This is a genomic window from Lacrimispora xylanisolvens (genome assembly GCF_002934545.1).
In the GTDB taxonomy this organism is placed as follows: Bacteria; Bacillota; Clostridia; order Lachnospirales; family Lachnospiraceae; genus Lacrimispora; species Lacrimispora xylanisolvens.
On record NZ_PTJA01000013.1, the window covers coordinates 68505 to 91217 of the forward strand.

Sequence of the window (22713 nt, forward strand, 5' to 3'; positions counted from 1 at the left end):
ATATTTTCCTTTTATCTGATACTTTATTTCACAAAAAAACCTCTCTGTCTTAGCCTGTTGGCTTTGCAGAGAGGTTTGCGATTTATTTATTCAGATTCTGTTTCTTCACTCACTTTAATCCCAAGATCTTCCAGCTGTTTCGGATCTACGGGAGCCGGTGCCTCAGACATTAAGCAGGAGGCATCTTTTACTTTCGGGAATGCAATTACATCACGGATGCTGTCTGCCCCAACCATCAGCATGATTACACGGTCAAGACCATAAGCCAGACCTGCGTGAGGCGGTACACCGTATTTAAATGCATCTAACAGGAAGCCGAACTGCTCATTTGCCTGCTCTTTGGTAAAGCCCAGTACCTCAAACATCTTAGACTGAATATCACCCTGGTGGATACGGACAGATCCGCCGCCTAATTCTGTACCGTTTAACACGATATCATAAGCTTTGGCGCGTACGGCACCCGGATTGGTATCGATCAGAGCCCAGTCTTCTTCCATAGGCATGGTAAATGGATGGTGCATGGCTGTAAAACGTCCCTGTTCCTCGGAATACTCAAGTAACGGGAATTCAGTTACCCATAAGAATTTAAATACATCCTTCTTTAAGAGTTCTAACTGTCTTGCCAGTTCCAGACGAAGGTTACCCAGTACGTCAAAGACTACCTTGTCTCTGTCTGCAGCAAATAAAAGAAGATCTCCTGGTTGTCCATCCATGGCATCTGCCAGTGTCTTAAGCTCCTCTTCTGACATAAATTTGGAGAAGGAACATTTGTAAGTTCCGTCTTCGTTTACTGCCAGATAAGCAAGACCTTTTGCACCGAAGCCCTTTGCATAGTCTACAAGAGCATCGATCTTTTTCCTTGGCATGGCTCCCTGTCCTTTTGCATTAATACCCCGGACAGATCCACCGTTTTCTAAGGCTCCCTTAAATACAGCAAACTCGGTATCCTTAACTACATCGGAAACGTTTTTCAGTTCCATTCCAAAACGCATATCCGGTTTATCAGAACCAAACCGGTCCATGGCTTCTCTCCAGGTCATACGTGTGATCGGAAGCTCCAGATCGAAATTACAGATTTCCTTAAACAGCTTTTTTAACAGTCTTTCATTGACTGCCAGTACATCTTCCACATCTACAAAGGACAGCTCCATATCGATCTGTGTAAATTCCGGCTGTCTGTCTGCACGTAAGTCTTCGTCACGGTAGCATCTTGCCAGCTGGAAATAACGGTCATAGCCAGAGCACATAAGCAGCTGTTTAAAAAGCTGGGGAGACTGGGGAAGGGCATAAAAGGAACCAGGATGAACACGGCTTGGCACCAGATAATCTCTTGCACCTTCCGGTGTGCTCTTAATGAGAGTCGGGGTCTCGATCTCTAAAAAGCCTTCTTCTGCCAGAAATGCTCTTGTTAAAGTAGCAACCTGGCTTCTGATCATGATATTCTTCTGAATGTCCGGTCTTCTTAAATCCAGATAACGGTATTTCAGTCTCAGTTCTTCTTTTGTTTTGCTGTTTTCCTCAACCGGGAAAGGAGGAGTCTCAGATTCTGAGAGAATTCTCAGGCTCTTGGCACGTACTTCAATGGCGCCGGTGGCCAGATTCTCATTCACACCGCCTGAGCGGTTCTCTACCACGCCGGTTACAGCGATAACAAACTCACTTCTCAGTTTTTCTGCTTTTGCAAAATTCTCTGCTCCGCAATCACTTTCTTCGAAGATGATCTGCAGAATTCCGGAACGGTCTCTTAAATCAACGAAAATAATTCCGCCCTTATTTCTGCTTTTCTGAACCCAGCCCATTACTGTAACTTCATTTCCTGCACAGGCTGCTGTAACTTCCGTACATCTATGGGATCTTTTTAAACCCAACATTGACTCTGCCATAATTTCCTCCTAATTTGTTTCCTTCAGTGCTTCTTTATAAAATTCCTTAAACTGAGTATATCCTTCTTTTATAAGGCTTTCCTTCTGGAACTTTTTATTTTTATTCATCTGGGATACCAGGACTGTCTTCCCTTTGGCGCGCTCATTCATGGCTTCTTTCACTGCTTCATTCATGACTGCATCGCTTACACCCTTTTCTATCAGGAATGCAAACCGTTCTTCACTGCCAGGTACGGTAAAGCCTTCTTCCATAAGAATGGTGATGATCCTCTCAAAACCAATGGAGAATCCGCACGCAGGAGTATCCATACCGGTGAATTTGCCGATCATCTTGTCATAACGGCCGCCTCCGCCTACGGAACCGGGGAAACCGTCTACCAGAATCTCAAAGATGGTTCCTGTATAGTAAGACATTCCACGTACCAGAGTGGGATCAAATTCGATCTTAAACTGGCTGGTGGTAATTGCACTCACGCTGTCAATAATAGCCGCCAGATTCTCTGCCTGTTCCGGATCCATGGCATCTTTTAATACTTCCTTTAAGCTTCTGACACCGGAAGCGTCTCTGGTCACTGTCTCAAACAGGGATAAATAGTTTTTAATGTTCTCCTCGGGATAACCTGCTTCTTTTAACTCACCGGCAACGCCATCCATACCGATCTTGTCCATCTTATCAAGAATAATAAAAACCTGATCATAAGATTCTTCTGAAAATCCGCATTGAGCTGCCATACCCTTTAAGATATTACGGTCATTAATTCTAACCGTATATCCTTTAAATCCAATCTTTCCAAGGAGTGTGGTCGTCGCAAGAATCAGTTCGATCTCCGCCAGTCTGGTGGGATCTCCAAGGATATCGATGTCACACTGGACGAACTGTCTGAAACGTCCTCTCTGGGGACGGTCTGCTCTCCATACACTTCCCATCTGAAGGGATTTAAAAGGAGCTGGTAAAACTGCCGCATTGTTGGAATAATATCTGGAAAGGGGAACTGTCAGATCATAACGCAGACCGCTGTCAACCAGATCATTCTCCATCTGCGCTGTTTCCAGATTCAGTTTTTCTCCCCGCTTCATAATCTTGAAAATCAGTTTTTCATTGTCGCCGCCCTGTTTGCTGCTTAAGTTCTCAATGTGTTCTACACAGGGAGTCTCAATGGAATTAAATCCAAATCCGCCGTATGTCTCCCGAATCTGGTTCATTACATATTCCCGCACCTGCATTTCCGCAGGAAGTATGTCCTTCATTCCGGTAACCGGTTTCTTTTTTAATGACATTTTTTTCACTCCGTTTATTCTATTTTCTATCTTTCCTGGAAATCACAAATCATGCTTTCTATTTTAAATTACATTTCTGATTTTGCAAGCATTTTTTCTTTTCTTTCTATCATTTCATCGATCCGGGCGATGTACTGTTCTACATCCTTAACATTTTCCACCCTCTCCAACCGGTTCTCCGATGGAAAAACAACTTTTGTGGTAGTACCCGCACCGCAGGCTGCTATGGTTTGCTTTTCCTCCATAATCAGTATATTGTAGATACAGGCTTTTCCAGGGGCTGAATATCCCACATTCTCAAAGTTACCGGCCATATTTTTCTGGCGGTAGAGGTAGTAGGGCTCCTGTCCCATGCCCCGGGCATAGGCTGCCGTTAAATCCACCATCTCCTGAGTTCCGGTGATCTTCAAATCTTCATATTGTTCCTTATACATATTAAGGCGGGCTGCCCGCTTAATCGCCAGAGTGTGAACGGTGATGCCGTCCGGGCCCAGAGACTTAATCTCTTCCATGGTCCGTCTTACATCCTCCATGTCCTCTCCCGGCAGTCCGATAATTAAATCCATATTAATGTTGTCAAAGCCCAATGATCTGGCTAATAAAAAGCGGTCCTTTACCATCTCCACAGTATGCCGGCGGCCGATGATCTTTAAGGTCTCTTCTTTCATCGTCTGCGGATTTATGGAAATACGGGTTACACCATATTTCTTTAATACCTCAAGCTTCTCCTGTGTAATGCTGTCCGGTCTTCCTGCTTCTACTGTAAATTCTTTTACATTTGTAAAATCAAACGTATTCTTAAGCTTTAAGATCAGCTTTTCCAAATGCTCTGCACTGAGCGAAGTCGGTGTTCCTCCTCCTATATACACAGTGTCAAGAGTTTTTCCTGCCATTCGCCTGGCGGTAAACTCCATTTCTTTAAACAGTGCCTCCAGGTAATCATCCATCCGTTTCTCCCACTGGCTGATGGGAAACGATGTGAAGGAACAGTAAAGACAGGTGGTGGGACAGAAGGGAATTCCGATATAAAGGCTGTATCCGTTTTCATAGTCAATGTCTGACAGCAGATCTAACTCTTTTTTCGCAATTTCAAGGCTTAAGTCCACCTTCTGATCACTGGTTAAATACGTGTGTTTCATATAATCAAAAACTTCCTTTTCCCCGCTTCCGGAAAGAAGTTTTGTCATAGCTATTTTAACCGGACGTATACCGGTAAGTGTTCCCCAGGGCAGTTCCCTGCCAGTCAGTTCTCCCGCCATCCCGTAAAGCATCCGCTTTATCCGGTTTTTGGTCTCAAACCGGTCAGAAAAGTCCACCCTGGTTTCGGAGACTTTTGTTATTCCCTGCTCTTTGTCTTCCAGACTTAACCGGAAGAAATCATCTCCTGTCACGCCATGGACAAGGAGCCGGAAATCTTCATCGTTTTTTTCCTCATGAAGGAAACGTTCTCCCGGATAAAATGCCATAAGCAGTTCCCTGATATCCTGTTCAAAGGATTGATCCTCTAATATTAAACCTATCATTTTTAGTCCCTATCCTCTGTATAATGCCACCGGATTATATGATTTTTCATGACCGATGGTAGTAACGCTTCCATGCCCCGGGTAAACCATGGTATCACCGGGAAGAGGGAACAGCTTTCCCCTGATGGAGCTTATAATTTTTAACTGGTCTCCTGTAGGAAAATCCGTACGTCCCAGAGATTCTAAGAAGAGAGTGTCTCCGCTGATTAATACATCTTCCTCTTTCATATAGTAGCAGACACTGCCTTCTGTATGACCGGGAGTTGCCAGCACATGGGCCGAAATCCCTGCGGAATCAATGATCTCCCCATCAGTTACGTAGCGGTCTGCCTCTAAGGAACACAGTCTTCCAATGTTTGTGGAAAGATTTACAGATGGATCGTTTAACAGCATTTTTTCCTTTTCTCCGGCATAAATTACAATCTCCGGGAACGCCTGTTTTATCTCTTTGACTGCCATAATGTGATCAAAGTGGCCATGAGTGAGTAAAATGGCTTCCGGTGTTACAGACAGCTTCCTGCACTCCTCCAGAATATACTCCCCTTCATCTCCGGGATCTACAATTATTGCCTTTTTTAACTGCTCCCGGAAAATAATATAACAATTGGTACCAATCTGCCCCACCGGGTATGTTTTAATTCTGAAATCGCTCATATTCTTATCTCCTCCTGACTCTATTTCCGCATCTGCATAAAAGGAAACCGTTCCTCGAAGCCTGTAACAGGCATGGTAAGAATAAAAAGAGAAAAACTGCGTTATCCCGCAGTCCTCTCAATGTCAATTACACCTTCGATTTGTCTCAGTTTATCAACCAGTTTTCCAAGTTCTTCCACGCCATGAGTCTCAAAGGTCATGGTAATGGTGGCTTTTCCCTGTTTGTTGGTTCTGGAATTCATGGAAGTGATATCAATCTGTCTCTCAGTAAATACCTTGGATATGTCAACAAACATACCGATTCTGTTATTGGCAAAAATTTTGATTTCCGTAGAATAACGTTCTTTTGTATTGTCCCCTTCCGGTTCCTGCCACTCTGCATCGATTAAGCGGTTTCTCTCATCTTCCGGAAGATTTAAAACATTGACGCAGTCTGTTCTGTGAATGGAAATGCCTCTTCCTCTGGTTACAAACCCTACAATCTCATCTCCTGGTACTGGAGAACAGCATTTGGAAAATCGGACTGCAAGATCGTGAATTCCCTTTACAACAATTCCGCTTCCGGAACGTCTCTTAATAGGAAGTCTGCTGCCCATATCCTCAATGTCATTTAATATGGTGGTGTCAGTTACATCTTTCTTTAATTTCTTATCCTTTTCATCCACCATCTTATTGATGACCTGGCCTTCTTTCAGACCGCCGTGACCAATGGATGCAAGCACAGAATCCCAGTCGCGGAAGGCATAGCGCTTCATAACCTTTCCCTGATATTCTGGTTTGTTAATCTCTGAATAATTAATTCCTTTGGCTTTACAGTAGCGGTCCACCATCTCCTTACCCCGGAGAATATTGTCTTCCTTCAGCTCTGTCTTAAACCATTGGTTGATTTTATTTTTTGCCTGGGTGCTTTTCACCACATTCAGCCAGTCCCTGCTTGGTCCTTTGCTGTTCTGAGAGGTGATAATCTCCACCTGATCACCGTTTTCAATGACATATTCAATGTTCACCAGCTTGCCGTTAACTCTGGCACCCACCATCTTGTTGCCGACTGCACTATGGATGGAGTATGCAAAATCAATGGGCGTTGAACCGCTGGGAAGATTCTTCACATCACCTGACGGAGTAAAGCAGTAAACACTGTCGGAGAACAGATCTAAGTCACCCTTAACCATATTTAAGAATTCCTTGTTGTCGGACATGTCCTTCTGCCATTCTAAAATCTGGCGGAGCCAGCTTAACTTCTCCTGTTCTTTGCCTGCCGCAACCTGACCGCTTCCGCTCTCTTTATACTTCCAGTGCGCTGCAATTCCGTATTCAGCAGTCCGGTGCATCTCATACGTACGGATCTGAATCTCAAAAGGCTGGCCGTTGTTGCCAATCAGAGTTGTATGGAGGGACTGGTACATGTTGGGTTTGGGCATGGCGATATAATCCTTGAAACGCCCCGGGATAGGTTTATACAGTTCGTGAATAACACCAAGTGCAGCGTAACAGTCTTTTACATTGTCAACGATAATCCGCACTGCAAACAGGTCATAGATCTGATCCAGTGTTTTATTCTGGTTGACCATTTTTTTATAGATGCTGAAGAAATGTTTGACACGTCCGTCCACTCTGGCTTCAATTCCAGCTTCCTTTAAGTGTTCTTCCACCTCATCAACAATGCTCTTTACAAAATATTCTCTGGCATCTTTTTTCAGTGATATTTTTTCCGCCAGCTCATAATAGGTGTCCGGCTCCAGGTATTTTAAGGACAGATCATCCAGTTCGATTTTGATTTTAGAGATACCAAGACGGTGGGCAATGGGAGCATAGATCTCCATGGTCTCCTTTGCCTTTTCTTTCTGCTTTTCCGGCCTCATGTACTGAAGCGTCCGCATATTGTGAAGGCGGTCGGAAAGTTTGATGATAATGACACGAATGTCCTTCGCCATGGCTAAGAACATCTTTCTTAAATTCTCTGCCTGAATCTCCATCTTATCCATAGACCAGGAAATCTGGGTCAGCTTGGTGACTCCGTCTACTAAAAGAGCCACCTCTTCCCCGAATTCAGCCTTCAGTTCGTCTAAGGACATAATGGTATCCTCTACCACATCATGAAGGATGCCTGCAGCAATGGTCTCTTTATCCATCTCTAAATCGGCCAGAATGATGGCAACACAAAGAGGATGAATAATGTAGGGTTCACCGGATTTGCGCACCTGGTCCTTATGGGCTTCGGCTGCAATATGATAGGCTTTTTCTATCATGGAAATATCATCGGATGGGTGATATCTCTTTATGCTCGCAACCAGTTCTTCATAAAGGGCTTGCGGACTTGTAAAATCAGCGGGCGCCTCCAGATCAATGTCTACTTTCTTCATTTCCTTATGTTCTTTATCGAATTCAGTCACCTTGTTTTTCTCCATCATTGGATTATCTGCCATATGCCGTCACCTTTTTGTAACATTTTTGTTTTCACCGATTTTTAAACGTAGTTATCATACATTATACGTATTGTTGTCGAAAAAAGCAATTATTTTTTCTTTCTCTTCCTGTCCGATAAATGCAGCTTCCAGTGCATAACGATTCATCTGTCTTAAATCAGCTTCCGTGAACCCCATATGTTTTTGAATCAGTTCTGCTTCTTTTTCCAGTGTGGTATCCGATACCGTCATATTATCCGTATTATAGGTTACCGGGATGCCCCAGTCATAAAAAGCTTTTAATGGGTGCTGATCAATGGAAGGGACTGCCTTTGTCTGAAGATTGCTGATCACACACATCTCTAAGGTAATTTTTTCCTTTTTTAAGAGGTCCATACAGGATTCTGACTGAATTGCAGCACAACCATGTCCGATTCTCTTCGCTCCATAGGAAACCGCTTTTATAATATTCTCGCAATCTCCGCATTCTCCTGCATGTATGGTAAATGGAATGCTCTTCTGTCCGGCTCTTTTAAAAAGAGGTTCGAAATGAGCCATGGGAATAAGGCCTTCCGGTCCTGCAATATCAACACCCACAACGCCCTTGCCAAGATAGGAAGAAGCCAGTTCAAAGGTCTCCTCATTCTCTTTATCAGAACCGTTCACCATTGAGCAAAGTAAGAGCCCTGCTTTTAAAGCAGTTCCTTCCATGCCTCTGTTCATTCCTTTAATGACGGCTTCTAAAATTCGTTCCTTTGAAAGTCCTTTTCTCATATGAAGCTGAGGTGCAAAACGGATTTCACTGTAAATAAGTCCCTGAGCAGCAAGGTTTCTGGTTAAATCCTCACATGCCAGTGTCAGAGCTTCTTCTGTCTGCAGAAGCTGCCCTGGTAAATCAAAACATTTTAAATAATCCACAAGGCTTTCACAGTTTTCCCCCACTGATACACTATCCTTTATATCCTGTCCTTCAAAATCATATCCAATCTGCGCTGCTAAAAGTCTTACCACGTCAATCGATAAAGACCCATCCAGATGCAGATGGAGGTCAGTTTCCGGTCGCTTCATAATGATCCCTCCTTCATTCAATGGAAATATTCTATCATATAATAAGGAAAGCAACAATTATTTATTTTGGCATTCATTTTAAATGAGAATTGCATAACATTGGAATTGCATAAAATTAGCGGCACCATTAGACTGGTACCGCCTTTTATTCACTATATCAACCTTATTTTGTAAAAAATTAATGATGCACCATCTCTTCATAAAATTCAAAGGCCTCTTGATCAGTAAAGCCTTCATGAACAATCTTCCTGATCGCAGCGCACATTTCAACCGGATTTTCACTCTGGAATATGTTTCTGCCCATATCAACTCCCTTCGCACCATGGCTGATGGAAAGATAGGCAAGCTCCAGTGCCTGCCGCTCCGACAGCTTCTTTCCTCCTGCCACCACAATGGGAACCGGACAGGCTGCAACCACCTCTTCGAAGTTCTCGCAGTAATAGGTTTTAATAATATTGGCTCCCAGCTCCGCCACAATTCGTGTAGCCAGCTTAAAGAACCGGTCTGTACGTTCCATTTGTTTCCCCACAGCCACAACTCCCATAGTTGGAATACTGTAGCGCATACCTAAATTAACTGCCTTAGAAAGATTATCGAGACTGGATAACTGTCCATCTGCACCAATAAAAGTCTGAATTGCCAGACAGTCCGCATTCATACGGATTGCATCTTCAATATCCACCGCCAGTATTTCTTTGGAAAGATCTTCGTCAAGCATGGAGGAGCCTGAAGTTGCCCGCAGGGCAATTCCTTTTCTGCCCGAGACAGGAACGCAGCTTCTGAGTGCTCCCCTTGTGCCCATTAAGACATCTACATGGGGAAGGATTTTTGGCACAACCAGGTCAAGACGTTCCAGACCTGCCACAGCGCCCATAAAGTACCCGTGGTCGAAAGCAAACATTACCGTATTGTGACTGGTTTCATCAAAGATATTAGACAGATGCTTTTTCATGCCCCAGTCTAAATTATTCGCACCCTTTACATAAAATGGCTTCTCATTGCCAAAGGGAATTTCCGTATAATAATTGTGTTCAATTTTTACACCATCAAGATCTGCCATATGTATTTTCTCCATTCATAGGAAATCATTTAATTAGAAATCATAGTTATTCATATTATCTTTGTTAAATATGGTCCGCTCCGGGAGAAGAACGACGCCGTTGTTTACCTCTGCGGTAGCCGCCCCCTCTACCAGACAGTTATTTGGCATTACTTCCACTGTCCCGATTTGCGGAATGTCCAGCTTGTCTCCTACCTTTAACTGGTTGCCTGCAGCAACGTATGCTGCCAGGTAGCAGCCAATGGCTCCCTGAACCTGACAATCCCAAAGCCCCCACTGCTCAATAACACCTGCATTGCAATAATCTTTAATGGACATAGGGGAAGCAAAACCGGTAATGGTTACATCCTCTTTGGTAAGTCCTTTATTCTGAGCCGCCTTACACTGCCCTGGTAACGCCGTAGAATCATTGCAGATAATTAAATCAATGTCCGGATTGGCTTCCAGAATGGAGGCACCTATGGAAACAGCTTTCTCTGCATCCTGCTCAGAATAGTAATTATCCGGCGCTACATTTTCCCAGTTTGGAAATGTCTTCTTAATATAAGCCTCTCCTGCTGCCTGCCATGAGTTCTGATCCGCAACAGTTGCCTGAGAATAATGCCAGCAGTATTTAATTTTATCTGCTTTTACATCTTTTCCACGTTTCGTTAATGAATCTGCACCCATATCCACAAGCATTTTTCCAAGTATATCTGGCGTGCCCTGGGAAACCATCAGGGTGCGGGCTGTATCGGATACATCAGAATCCCAGGTAACAACACTTACTCCCGCAGCCGTAGCTTCTTTCAGCGCCGAGTCAAGGCCGGTTGCATCCACGGACGAAACACAGATGGCATCCACACCGCTGGCTACTGCATTATTAATCACCGAAACCTGATCTGCAACAGCAGCGTTGGGACTTCCCTGGTAATCCACGTTAATTCCCCACTCTTTGCCGTATTTCTGAGCTCCCTTTGCTGCTGATTCAAAAAATGCATTTCCCGTCAGCTTTGGAATAAAAACCACAGTCTTACCGGTGATATCAGATGCCTTCTTTTCTGCTTTTGCCGCGGCTTCCTTATTTGCTCCCCCCGCCCCGTTGCAGCCTGCCAGTGAAGATGCGGCCAGGATTCCTGCCAATAAAAGCGCCATTCCCTTTCTCATACAAAAATTCCTCCTTATGATATAAAGCTTTATTTATGAGGGATTCTCCCTCTTATTACCGATTTTGTTCTTAACCCGGGGCGGTTTAGTAATGCCCGTCCAATGATAATTACCAGTAAAAGTATGCCCACGGGAATATCCAGATATTGCTGGCTTACCTTAAAGCAAAGTGGCAGACCAAATCTTAATGTTCCGATTGCCACTGCCGCCAGCGCGGTTCCGGGAACACTCCCCTTTCCGCCTGTACTTAACGTCCCGCCCAGAACTACCGCAGTAATAATGGGCAGCGTCAGTGTAGCTCCAATATCACTTTTCGCAGTCCCCAGATAAGAAGTCAGGATGATGCCTGCCACAGACGCACTGACAGCCGAAAGAACGTAGGTGCTCATAATTATCAGCCTTGTATTAATGCCCGAATATTCCGCCGCATTCTGGTTCACCCCTACCAGAAACACTTCTCTTCCGTACCGGGTCTTGTGCAGAAGAATGTAGGCCAGAACTGCCAGAATGAGAAATATAATCACCTGGAATGGAATGATTCCAAACAGTCTGTATTTTGACAATCGGAGAAAACCTTCCGGAAATCCTCCGATTCCTTTGTAGCTTTCTGTTGCAGAAAGTTTCGACACCAGAAGCCCGATTCCTGTGTACAAAAAACTTCCGCCCAGTGTCACCACCATAGGCTGAACCCCGCAGTAGGCTATAAAAAATCCTGATATTCCTCCGCACACCCCTGCTGCAACCATTGCCAGACATGACGCTGCCCAGATATTAAAGCCAAAGTCCTGCCAGGCAACCCCCAGTATGATAGACGACAATCCTACAATAGATCCAGCCTGTATATCAATCCCTCCGGTAATCATTACAAAGGTTACAAAAAGGGAGATAATACAGATGGAGATAATATCATTCATACTTCCAAACAATACTCTTGGCATTAGAAATTTACTGTTTTTCAATGCAAAAATTATTATTTCCAATAAAATAATAAGAGTCAGAACAAACTCCCACTTTTTCCATACCTGCTTCAATCTGGGTGAAAAGGAGATTTTCATGCTTTTTCCCCTCCTTTTTGTGCTGTCCTTGCCAATAGTATTTCATGACGGTTTTTCCTGACAGTATGATTCTGGGCTGATGTATTAATTACTACAATGGTCAGCAGTAAAAAACCGGTAATCGTATTGTCATAATCAGAGGAAAATCCCAGGAAAACAAGAATTCTGCTGATTGAAGACATTATGACTGCACCAATGGATGCGCCTGCAAGACTTCCCACTCCTCCTGTCAGGCTAAGCCCTCCAAGAACACAGGCTGCGATTGCCTTCATTTCATATCCATTTCCAGCAGTGGGTGTAATAAAACCAATTCTGGAGGCGTAAATCATGCCAGCCACAGAGGAAAATATTCCGCACAGCACATATGCCAGTATTTTTATCTTATTAGCTGGTATTCCTACCAGCGTTGCCCCTGCAGAATTGTCTCCCACAGCCACAAAATATTTCCCCTTCCGGGTTCTGGTAAGAATAAAATGTCCTATTATTACAACCAGAACAGCAGCACCATAAAAGTATGTAACATTTTTAGTAAGAATACGATTTGACATTAAGGTAAAATCAGCAGGGAGATTTTCAACCCAGGCGCCCTTTGTGTATACATAAATAATTCCCCTGACCACACCATTAACGCCAAGCGTAAATATGAGAGAGGGAATATTTAAGACAGCCACACCAATTCCATTAATCACACCCACCACAGTTCCTACGAAAACCGCTGCAAAAAGTGCCGTTGCAATCCCGTAACCATCCCGAAGCAGTGTTGCCCCTACAGCTGCAGACAGCCCGAGCACTGCACCAATTGATACATCAATTTCGCCAGTCAGTATAACGAATGCAATCCCTGCAGAGAGAAACGTAAATACCACACTGTCATTAAAGCAGTTGATTATGGTTACCGGCTGCCAGAAACTGGGGTTTATTAAGCCTACCAGAAAAATCAAACCTGCCAGAAATAAAAAACTGTTTATCTCCCGGCTTTTTAAAATTTTCCTCATATCTCCACCTGCTTTCCTTCCCCAACACCAAAAGATGCTGCCATCAGCCCGGCCTGTGTAATTTCACGCTTTTTCAGTTCCCCTCTGATGCGCCCCCGATACACCACCACAGCCCGGTCTGACAGTTCCACAATTTCTTCCATGTCTGAAGAAATCAGCATTACAGCAACCCCCTGTTTTTTTAGTTTATGTATGATCCCGTATACATCTTTTCGGGCCGCTGCATCAATACCTCTTGTTGGTTCATCAAGAATTACAAGTTTCGGACCAGTTGCCAGGGATCGTCCGATCACTATTTTCTGCTGATTGCCTCCGGATAAACTACCGGACAGCTGGTCTAAACCGGTAATTCGGATTCGGAAGCCTTCCACATATCTTCTGGCTATTTCGTATTCCACTTTTTTGTTAATGAAAACTCTTCCCATTGTTTTTCCTGTAACAAGGGAAGATGTGACATTGGCTGCCACATCGCTGATAGTGAAGAGACCATTTAACCGGCGGTCTTCCGGAACATAGTTGATTCCCGCTTTCATAATTGCCCTTGTGGAAAGTCCGGTTACATCCTCCCCCTCTAAAAGAGCCTGTCCGGATATGGCCTTGTCTCTGCCAAACACAGTAAGCGCCATCTCTGTCCGCCCCGCGCCTACCAATCCTGCCACACCCAGGATCTCCCCCGGATAAATCTTCAGATTAATATCCCAAAATCCATATCCCGAGAAATGGATCAGTTCAAAAGCCGGTTTCAATCCGGTATAATCAATCTCCTTAGTCTCCTGTTTTTTCGCCTCTTCGCAGTCCGGCGGGAGAAGCCCCTTAACCAGCATATCCCTGGTAAATTTAGAAATTTTACCTTTCAGTGTAATGACACCGTCTCTCATAATCGCTACATGTGTGGCAATCTGAAACACCTCCGTCAGACGATGGGTAATATATATGATACCAATTCCCTTTTTCTTTAAATCTTCTACAATCTTAAAAAGGCTTTCCACTTCGTCAAATGTCAGGGCACTGGTAGGTTCATCTAAAATCAGAACTCTCGCCTGCCTCATCAGCCCTCTTAAGATTTCCACCAGCTGCTGTTCTGCAATGGACAGGCTCATTGCCTTCCTGAAAATGTCCAGATCCCAGTTAATCTCATTCATGATCTCCTTCAGTCTCTTCCGAAGCTTTGCCGGTTTTTCATGAAAGCCCATGATAATGTTTTCCTCAACTGTCATATTGGGAAACAGCATAGGTTCCTGGGGTACCATATACATTCCTTTTGACAGAGAGATACCCGGTTTATAAGCATGAATCCGTTCACCGGCAACAAAGATGCTTCCTTCATCGGGCTGATAGATCCCCATAATAATTTTCATCAGCGTACTTTTTCCGGCGCCATTCCCCCCAATTAACGCCAGCACTTCTCCTTCCCCTACGCTGATATCGATCCCTTTCAAAACAGAATTGAAACCAAATGATTTTGTTATTCCAGTTGCAGTAAACAGACTATGACCCTGACTTGCTGTTTCTGATTGTTTCATGATTCTCCCCACCCGTAATACGATATTTTTGTTTATACTATAAACTTTTGTTACATTCATGATGATACATGATCTAATTTTGATTGTCAATAGCTTCACAAAAAATATCTGGTGTTTTTGCACTAATTTATCATATATTTTTTATATTATTTAGTAAAATTACTTTATTTTATAGAGTTTTTATCAGGATGATCATTTTTATCTCAGCACTATTGACAGATGATATGCCAATTGCTATACTACGTTTAGTTGCAAACATTTTATTTTATTAACAACTTTTGTGACAATCTTAAGAAACCGGGGATAAACAGAATGAATTACGAAGAATCGCTTATTGTTAAGACAGCGTGGTACTACTATATCGAAAATATGACCCAACAGAAGATTTCCGACAAACTTGGCATCTCCCGCATGAAAGTAATAAAGCTGCTAGATAAGGCAAGGCAGAACGGAGTGATACAGTTTAAGATCTCTCAGGAGCGCAGCCATCACCTTCAGGCAGAACAGAAATTAATCAAAAAGTGGAATCTAAAGGATGCGTTTGTAGTCCCGTCCTCTCCTGATGATTCCTGTGCCAATGATAACGTTGCCAAAGCTGCTGCCATGTACATTAACGACCGGATTACAGAAAATACCTATATTAATATTGGATACGGAGATACCTTAAGCCGCGTCTTAAATCAGCTTGCAACTGTGGCAGAAACGCCTCTCTCCGCCGTTTCATTAACTGGAGGAGTCAGCTATTATCTTCCCAATACCTTTTCCAGCGTATTTAATACAAAACTGTATTTGTATCCTGCTCCTTTAATCGTTTCAACAAAAGAACTGTGCAGCCAGCTGAGTCATGAGCCCTCCATTCAGGAAATCTCCCGGATGGTGAATCTGGCTTCTATGACAGTGATCAGCATTGGAGGAATTAACGAGGACGCGACAATCATAAAGAATGGAATTTTCACAAAAAACGACTTTCTGTATCTTTCCATGCAGGGAGCAGTGGGGGATCTTTTAAGTCATTTTATTGACAAGGATGGGAATCCTGTTGAAACAGATATTGAAGAGCGGCTATTAAGCACTCCTCTGTCCACCCTTCGGGCACTGCCCAATGTAATTGGCGTGGCAGCTGGAAGCAGCAAGGTTAAAGCAATCCGGGCATCCTTAAAAGGCGGATATTTAAATACACTGATTACCGATGAAGAAACTGCACTGAGCCTGCTTAACGAAGATCCCGGTTGATATTAAAAATCAAAATGGAGGTGTCTGCATGTCATCAAATTATCTTTTAGCAATTGACGCTGGAACAGGGAGTGTACGTGCCGTACTGTTTGACTTAAAAGGGAGTCAGATCGCCTGTGTTCAGGAGGAATGGGAACACAAAGAAGATCCGGATTATCCGGGCAGCATGGATTTTGACTGGGTGAAAAACTGGGAACTTGCCGCATCCTGTATCCGCAGGGTAATCAGTGAAACTAATGTAAATCCCAGGGAGATCGCCGCAATATCCACCACCTGTATGAGGGAAGGTATTGTTCTTTATGACAGAGAAGGCCGTGAAATCTGGGCCTGTGCCAATGTTGATGCCAGAAGTAATGATGAAGTGGAACAGTTAATCCGAAAAGACCCTGAACTGGAACGCCTTTTGTATCAGGAATCGGGACAATCTTTTGCCCTGGATGCCATACCAAGACTTCTGTGGGTGAAAAACAAGCTGCCAGACCGATACGAAAAAACCGCATACTTAGGGATGTTTAATGACTGGCTCATTTATAAATTAACCGGAATTCTGGCCGTTGAGCCAAGCAACGGCTCTACTACCGGGCTGTTTCGCCTGGCCTCCCGGACATGGAATCCAGAGATTAATCAAAGATGCGGATTAAGGACCGACTTGTTCCCTCCTGTAAAGGAATGCGGCACTGTAATTGGAAAGACCATGGCGGGGTTACAGCCTTCTACCGGACTTCCCGAGGGTATACCTGTGGTTGCCGGAGGCGGTGATGCCCAGCTTGGGTGTATTGGTGTGGGAGTGGTAAATTCCGGGGAAGCCGCTGTGTTTGGCGGCAGTTTCTGGCAGTATGAATACAATACCGACACTCCCATTATGGACCCGGACTGCCGTGTCCGGGTTAACTGCCATGCCATTCCTTCTCTGTGGCAGTACGAAGCACTGGCATTTAAGCCAGGACTTGTGATGCGCTGGTACAGAGACAGCTTCTGCAGTGCGGAAAAAAAGCTGGCAGCGGAAACTGGCAGAAATGTTTACGATTTGTTAAATGAAGAAGCAGAAAAGATACCGGCAGGCTGTTATGGGATGATGTGCTCATTTTCAGATATTATGAATTTTATGAAATGGAAACATGCGGCTCCGTCTTTCTCCAATTTTGAACTGGATTCTGCTAAATTTAATCATTATACCTTTTACCGTGCAATCCTTGAAAACACAGCTCTGGTCACAAAAGGACATCTGGAGCTTGTGCAAAGCACAACCGGTAATCTTCCGGAGGAAATAACCTTTGCGGGAGGCGCTGCCAACAGCCATTTATGGGCACAGATTCTATCGGATGTGCTGGGGATTCCGGTTAATATCCCGAAAGTAAAGGAAGCCACAGCTTTAGGGGCTGCAATCATAGCAGGTTTTGGAATTGGTTTATATCCGGATATCCGGCAGACAGCCAAGGATCTGGTTATAATTGAGGAACGCATCACACCAGATATGGAAAAACACAAACGATATGGGGAAATCTATGAAGCATGGAGAGAATTTTATAAAATTCAATTAACGCTATGCGACCGCAGGATAACCAGAAACATGTGGGCTGCCCCAGGCCTGTAAACAAAAAGGAGGGAATAAGTATGTATATAATAAATGAATCGGAAAGGGAATACCGGTTCGGAAACAGCGGACCAAAATATCTGATGAAAGGACCACGTATGAATTTTGCAGTGGTGCAGTTTCAGCCTGGCGAGGACTTTACCGCACATTATCACGATGTGATGGAGGAGAATTTTTTTATTCTGGAAGGGGAAATAAAGATTGTTGTTGATGGGGTGACTTACCATTTAAAACAGGGAGATTTCATACATATTGAACCAACAGAAACCCATTACTGTTTCAATCCGTTTGAAGTCTGCGTAAAGATGATTTCTACCCTGGCTCCCTATCAGGAATCGGATAAAGTAGAACTGAAAGATTATACATTTTAAATAGCGGTAAGATTAAAAAAGGGGCAGCCAAAGCTGCCTCTTACTATTTACGATTCTTTATCACTTCCCACAATTTTTCTCCGAAATTAAATACAAAAACTCCAAACAATATAATTCCCCCGCCAACCAAAGTAGAAAGTTCAGGTATTTCATCAGCCATAAGAAATCCAAAAAGGCTGGTAAGGAATGGGGTAACAAACATATAATTGCTCACCTGGGAGGTCTTTTCTGCCTTTGCAAATGCTTTTGACCATGATACATAGGCAATTGCGCTTGAGAACACACCAAGTATCACCAGATAAACCCATTGTATGGGCGGAGCATTCGTAATCTGTCTGACCGAAACCGGAAGAAATACAGCCAGCAGGATGGTTCCAAAGAATATGCTGAATGCAGATGTCTGCAATGCGGTATATTTTTTTGTCAGCCGGCGCTGCAAAAGATTATAAAGACTAAGTGCCAAAGCCGCCAGAAATAACCAGACCAGTCCAATGTTAAAAGAAAGGATTCCATTCATCAGGGTAAGAACTGCCACACCTGCAAATTCAATGATTAACGCCAGCCACTGGACAAGGCTCATTTTTTCTCTATAGACAAACCGCGCAATAAAAGCGGTTAACAAAGGAACGGTTGCGATCACAATACTGCCAGTAGAAGCTGTCACCGTCTTTTGTCCCAGATTAAATGCGATCATATAAAAGAAAAAGCCAAGAGCTCCCGCAAGTATAAAATATGGCAGGTCCTTTCTCTGGGGCAGCTTCATTCTTGTTAAGACCCATACGATTATTAACGTACAGGAAGCAACGAAATATCTAAGAAATCCTAAGCTGAACGGTGTAAAATATTGTAATGACAGTCTTGTCAGAACATAGGCCAATGACCAGAATATAATCGTAATCATCGCATATATGTGAAAATTATTTTTTAGTTTCATATGGATACTCCGTTTTCTTAATATGTAGACAGGAATCAAAATCTTACCTTTAATTTAACCATAATAGTTATGGATTGAAAAGAGCATTCTCAATTATCTTTAATCCACTCAAAAAACTTGACAAGCTTTCATATAATGTGGCATAATGTTGGGACAATATAAAATACTCGTGAGGGAGTAGTTTGCGCAGGTAATGCGTGTCAAGTCAACATACTGACCAGGAACGGTCTGGCTTGTACTTAATAAACGAGACTCATGTATAGCTGTCACAGCTATACTGGGTCTCTTTTTGAACTCGTGTATAGCGATGCTGTACGCGGGTTTTTTATTTTGTAAAACAGGAGCATGTATGGAGGAAAAAATGCAGGAATTTTTAGAGTCAAAACAGGAACTGATAAAACGGCTGGGTTCAGATGAGACCACCGGATTATCAACATCTCATGCGGAGAAAAACAGGGAACAATATGGCACAAACGTATTAACCAGAGAAAAACCCGAATCTCTTTTTAAACGTATCTTAAGCGCATCCAGTGAACCAATGATTCTGATGCTTATTATGGCAGGAGTCATCGCACTGATCGTTAATATTATTCGTGCTACCACCGGATCTGAAGCGGATTTTCTGGAATGCGTGGGAATCTTCGCCGCCATTTTCCTTTCCGTTTTAATCACCGTTGTTATGGAAGGTAAAAGTGCCAAAGCATTTGAAGCTTTATCCAAAATCAGTGATGATACCATGATTAAAGTTTTACGGAATGGTGATACCACCATGCTGAGTCAAAAAGAACTTGTTGCAGGCGATATTGTTCTTCTCTCAACAGGAGACAAGATCCCCGCCGATGGCCGGCTTTTGCTAAGTTCGGGACTGGCTGTGGATGAATCGGCTTTAACAGGGGAAAGCGTGCCTGCAAAAAAGGATGCCGATTACATCATCACCGATGAAAAGACACCCCTTGCGGAACGCGCCAACATGCTGTATTCCGGGAATTACATTACCAGCGGATACGGGAAAATGCTGATTACGGCAGTGGGTGATCAGACAGAAATAGGAAAAATAGCAAAGGAACTGACTGGAACAGATCGTACCAGCACACCCCTTCAGGAGAAACTGGCTCGTTTAGGCAAAACTATTACCATACTGGGAATTATCGCAGCTGCTGTTGTGTTTATTTCTGAGCTGATTTCCTTTGCAATCACCGACGGACTCCATCTGGAAGAGGTGCTGAATGCATTTGTTACCAGCATTGTTCTGATCGTTGCTGCAGTTCCGGAAGGACTGCCTACCATCGTAGCCGTGTCGCTCTCCATTAATATTATCAAACTTTCCAAGCAGAATGCGCTGGTAAAAAAAATGATTGCCTCTGAAACTGTGGGGTGCATTAATGTGATCTGTTCCGATAAAACCGGAACTCTGACAGAAAATAAGATGACAGTTTCGGCATTTTACGACGGAGCATGGCATGACCGGACTGATGAACTGAATTCAGACTGGCTCATACACAATGTCTGCCTTAATACAACAGCGGACATTTCCCAGGATGGAACCTTTATCGGAAACCCGACAGAGTGCGCCATGCTGAATTTTTATGAAAGCTCAGCCGCTCGCGGAACAAGCGGAAAGTCCTACAAGGACGAGCGTAATGATCATGATGTCCTTCATGCATTTCCATTTTCTTCTGAGTTAAAGCATATGACTACAATCAGCAAGGTTGATGGAAAAATCATCTCCTATGTAAAGGGTAGTCCGGAGTGCGTATTTTCCATGTGTTCCCTTTCTGATAAGGAAAAATCTGAAATAGAGCATTATATTACAAAATCTCAGGAAAAAGCCATGCGTGTCATTGCCTTCGCTCATAAAGAACTGGATCAGATGCGCAATTATGAGGAAGACCATCACCACGCAGCCATGGAAACAGACATGAAATTTGATGGTTTTGTGGCAATCTCCGATCCCCTGCGTGCCGATGTTTACGAAGCTGTTAAAAACTGCCGCAGCGCCGGGATTGACTTAAAAATACTTACCGGAGATAATATTGTTACGGCAAAAGCCATTGCTGATGAACTTCATATCTTAAACGAAGACCGGATTGCCGTGGAAGCAAAGGAAATCAGTGAACTCAGTGATGACCAGCTGTTGAAACTGCTTCCCAGAATCAGTGTTATTGCCAGAAGCACTCCCACGATTAAAATGAGAGTTGTTAAGCTTTTAAAATCACAGGGAAATGTTGTCGCGGTAACAGGAGACGGCATTAATGACGCTCCTGCACTGAAAAATGCAGATGTGGGAATCGCCATGGGGATATCTGGAACGGAAGTTTCAAAAGAAGCCAGCGATATCGTACTTCTTGATGATTCCTTCTCCACGATTGTAAAAGCAATTGCATGGGGACGGGGAATCTACGAAAACTTCAAACGTTTTATCCAGTTTCAGCTGACTGTCAATGTCTCCTCAGTAATCGTGGTGTTTACATCGATTCTATTAGGACTGAAAGCCCCATTTACCGCTTTGCAGCTATTATGGATCAACATTATTATGGACGGCCCGCCTGCGCTTACTTTAGGACTGGAACCCATCTATGACGATTTAATGAGCCGCACTCCTACCAGGCGCAGTGACAACATACTGTCACGGGCTATGTATTACCGAATCGGTTTAACCGGTTTATATATTTCTGTGATCTTTTTATGCCAGTATGTGTTTAACTTTTTAGGAGCCTCTGGAGAAGAGACAGGTACGGTATTGTTCACATTATTTGCATTGTTTCAGTTGTTTAATGCATTTAACTGCAGAGAGCTTCATACCACCAGTATCTTTAAGCATCTGCTGCAAAACAGGATTATGCTCCTTGTAATTTCCATTACCTTTGTTCTGCAGATTTTAATTATTCAGTTTGCAGGAGCATTTTTCGGAACCATTCCACTGGGAATCACCATGTGGTTAAAATTGCTTTTACTCAGCTTCAGCGTAATTGTGGTTTCTGAACTTATAAAGATTGTACTGAGGCAGGCAGCTCAGCAAAAATAGTCGAGAAACAAATCCCCTGGTAATGTAGAATGGGTACTGTAAGGTGGTGAAACGATGGAAGAACAAATGGAAGCTGTTCAACGGATGCAGGATTATATCATGGATCATTTATCAGAGGATATCACACTGGCCGCTCTGGCAAATGTATCTTATTTTTCACCGTGGTATTCTTACCGTCTCTTTGTACAGCACACGAATCTGACTCCGGCAAACTATATCCGGCGATTAAGACTTTCCAGGTCTGCAATTAAGTTAAGGGATGAGCCCTGCAAGATTATTGATGTAGCGGCTGAACTGGGGTTTGGAAGTGTTGACGGGTATCAGCGGGCATTCTTTCGGGAATTCGGCTGTAACCCCGGAGACTATGTGAAAAGACCTGTTCCTCTCTATCTATTTACCCCCTATGGTGTTAAATACCGTGCATTAAGAAGGGAGAAACAAATGGGTACTGTAAGAACCATCTTTATTCAGGAAATAGAAAAGCCAAAACGTAAGGTTTTAATCAAAAGAGGAATTAAGGCAACTGATTATTTTGCGTATTGTGAAGAAGTAGGGTGTGATGTCTGGGGACTTTTACAGAGCATTAAATCCATAAGCGGCGAACCGGTTTGTCTCTGGCTGCCTAAATCCTATATTACGCCTGGAACTTCAGAGTATGTACAGGGTGTGGAAGTACCAGTTGATTATGATGGCCTAATTCCAGAAGGCCTGGATGTGATTGAACTTCCCGCAGCAAGATATCTTATGTTTCAAGGCGAACCCTTTGCAGAAGAAGATTACTGTCAGGCAATTGAAGAACTTCAGGAAGCCAGAAAAAAGTATAACCCCTCTGTGATCTGCGCACAATGGGATTTATCTAACCCGCACATTCAGCTGGAACCATTGGGACAAAGGGGCTATGTGGAGCTTTGGCCCATTAAATAATTCATATCAGCGTATCAACAAGAAAACGGCATCTACTCATGA

General features: G+C 43.5%; 17 protein-coding genes. 5 read left to right on the plus strand and 12 right to left on the minus strand.

Going from position 1 to position 22713, the window contains the following annotated elements:
- Positions 1-86 precede the first annotated feature (86 nt).
- The 11 genes from aspS to BXY41_RS20905 all read right to left on the minus strand — a co-directional run bounded on the left by aspS (position 87) and on the right by BXY41_RS20905 (position 14590).
- A complete protein-coding gene (aspS, locus tag BXY41_RS20855; protein ID WP_104438819.1) occupies positions 87-1883 on the minus strand; it encodes an aspartate--tRNA ligase in 1797 nt (598 codons plus the stop codon).
- Between the two features lie 9 nt (positions 1884-1892).
- The gene (gene hisS, locus BXY41_RS20860) at positions 1893-3161 is read right to left on the minus strand and encodes a histidine--tRNA ligase (protein WP_104438820.1); all 1269 of its coding nucleotides are present in this window, start codon (positions 3159-3161) and stop codon (positions 1893-1895) included.
- 68 nt (positions 3162-3229) lie between these two features.
- Positions 3230-4684 (minus strand): coproporphyrinogen dehydrogenase HemZ, encoded by a 1455-nt coding sequence (hemZ, locus tag BXY41_RS20865; protein ID WP_104438821.1) that lies wholly within the window; start codon positions 4682-4684, stop codon positions 3230-3232.
- A 9-nt stretch (positions 4685-4693) separates the two neighbouring features.
- Entirely contained in the window at positions 4694-5338 is a 645-nt protein-coding gene (locus BXY41_RS20870) for an MBL fold metallo-hydrolase (protein WP_104438822.1), read from the minus strand.
- A gap of 101 nt (positions 5339-5439) precedes the next feature.
- Entirely contained in the window at positions 5440-7746 is a 2307-nt protein-coding gene (locus BXY41_RS20875) for a RelA/SpoT family protein (RefSeq protein WP_170072511.1), read from the minus strand.
- A 72-nt stretch (positions 7747-7818) separates the two neighbouring features.
- Complete coding sequence (add, locus tag BXY41_RS20880) at positions 7819-8811, minus strand: adenosine deaminase (RefSeq protein WP_104438824.1); 993 nt, start codon at positions 8809-8811, stop codon at positions 7819-7821.
- 178 nt (positions 8812-8989) lie between these two features.
- Positions 8990-9871, minus strand: a complete 882-nt coding sequence (gene lsrF, locus BXY41_RS20885; protein ID WP_104438825.1) for a 3-hydroxy-5-phosphonooxypentane-2,4-dione thiolase — start codon at positions 9869-9871, stop codon at positions 8990-8992.
- Between the two features lie 33 nt (positions 9872-9904).
- Positions 9905-11017 carry a substrate-binding domain-containing protein gene (locus tag BXY41_RS20890; protein ID WP_185140382.1) on the minus strand — a complete coding sequence of 371 codons (1113 nt, stop codon included), beginning with the start codon at positions 11015-11017 and terminating at the stop codon, positions 9905-9907.
- A 29-nt stretch (positions 11018-11046) separates the two neighbouring features.
- Positions 11047-12072, minus strand: a complete 1026-nt coding sequence (locus tag BXY41_RS20895) for an ABC transporter permease (protein ID WP_104438826.1) — start codon at positions 12070-12072, stop codon at positions 11047-11049.
- On the minus strand, positions 12069-13067 hold the full coding sequence (locus tag BXY41_RS20900; protein ID WP_104438827.1) for an ABC transporter permease: 999 nt from the start codon (positions 13065-13067) through the stop codon (positions 12069-12071). The genes BXY41_RS20895 and BXY41_RS20900 overlap by 4 nt, the downstream gene beginning before the upstream one ends.
- The gene (locus tag BXY41_RS20905) at positions 13064-14590 is read right to left on the minus strand and encodes a sugar ABC transporter ATP-binding protein (RefSeq protein ID WP_104438828.1); all 1527 of its coding nucleotides are present in this window, start codon (positions 14588-14590) and stop codon (positions 13064-13066) included. The genes BXY41_RS20900 and BXY41_RS20905 overlap by 4 nt, the downstream gene beginning before the upstream one ends.
- A gap of 312 nt (positions 14591-14902) precedes the next feature.
- On the opposite strand from BXY41_RS20905, the gene BXY41_RS20910 reads away from it, so the two are divergent.
- The 3 genes from BXY41_RS20910 to BXY41_RS20920 are packed head-to-tail and all read left to right on the plus strand — an operon-like array spanning position 14903 to position 17788.
- Positions 14903-15823, plus strand: coding sequence for a sugar-binding transcriptional regulator (locus BXY41_RS20910; protein ID WP_185140383.1), 921 nt, complete (start codon positions 14903-14905; stop codon positions 15821-15823).
- Positions 15824-15851: 28 nt separating this feature from the next.
- Complete coding sequence (gene lsrK, locus BXY41_RS20915) at positions 15852-17417, plus strand: autoinducer-2 kinase (RefSeq protein WP_104438829.1); 1566 nt, start codon at positions 15852-15854, stop codon at positions 17415-17417.
- 20 nt (positions 17418-17437) lie between these two features.
- A complete protein-coding gene (locus BXY41_RS20920) occupies positions 17438-17788 on the plus strand; it encodes a cupin domain-containing protein (protein ID WP_104438830.1) in 351 nt (116 codons plus the stop codon).
- A gap of 43 nt (positions 17789-17831) precedes the next feature.
- Here BXY41_RS20920 and BXY41_RS20925 read toward each other — a convergent pair whose 3' ends face one another.
- Positions 17832-18722: a DMT family transporter gene (locus BXY41_RS20925; protein ID WP_104438831.1), complete on the minus strand. Its 891-nt coding sequence runs from the start codon at positions 18720-18722 to the stop codon at positions 17832-17834.
- Positions 18723-19071: 349 nt separating this feature from the next.
- Between BXY41_RS20925 and BXY41_RS20930 the strand changes: the two genes are divergently transcribed.
- A complete protein-coding gene (locus BXY41_RS20930) occupies positions 19072-21747 on the plus strand; it encodes a calcium-translocating P-type ATPase, PMCA-type (RefSeq protein WP_242980283.1) in 2676 nt (891 codons plus the stop codon).
- A 54-nt stretch (positions 21748-21801) separates the two neighbouring features.
- The gene (locus tag BXY41_RS20935) at positions 21802-22671 is read left to right on the plus strand and encodes an AraC family transcriptional regulator (protein ID WP_104438832.1); all 870 of its coding nucleotides are present in this window, start codon (positions 21802-21804) and stop codon (positions 22669-22671) included.
- The last annotated feature ends 42 nt before the right edge of the window (positions 22672-22713 follow it).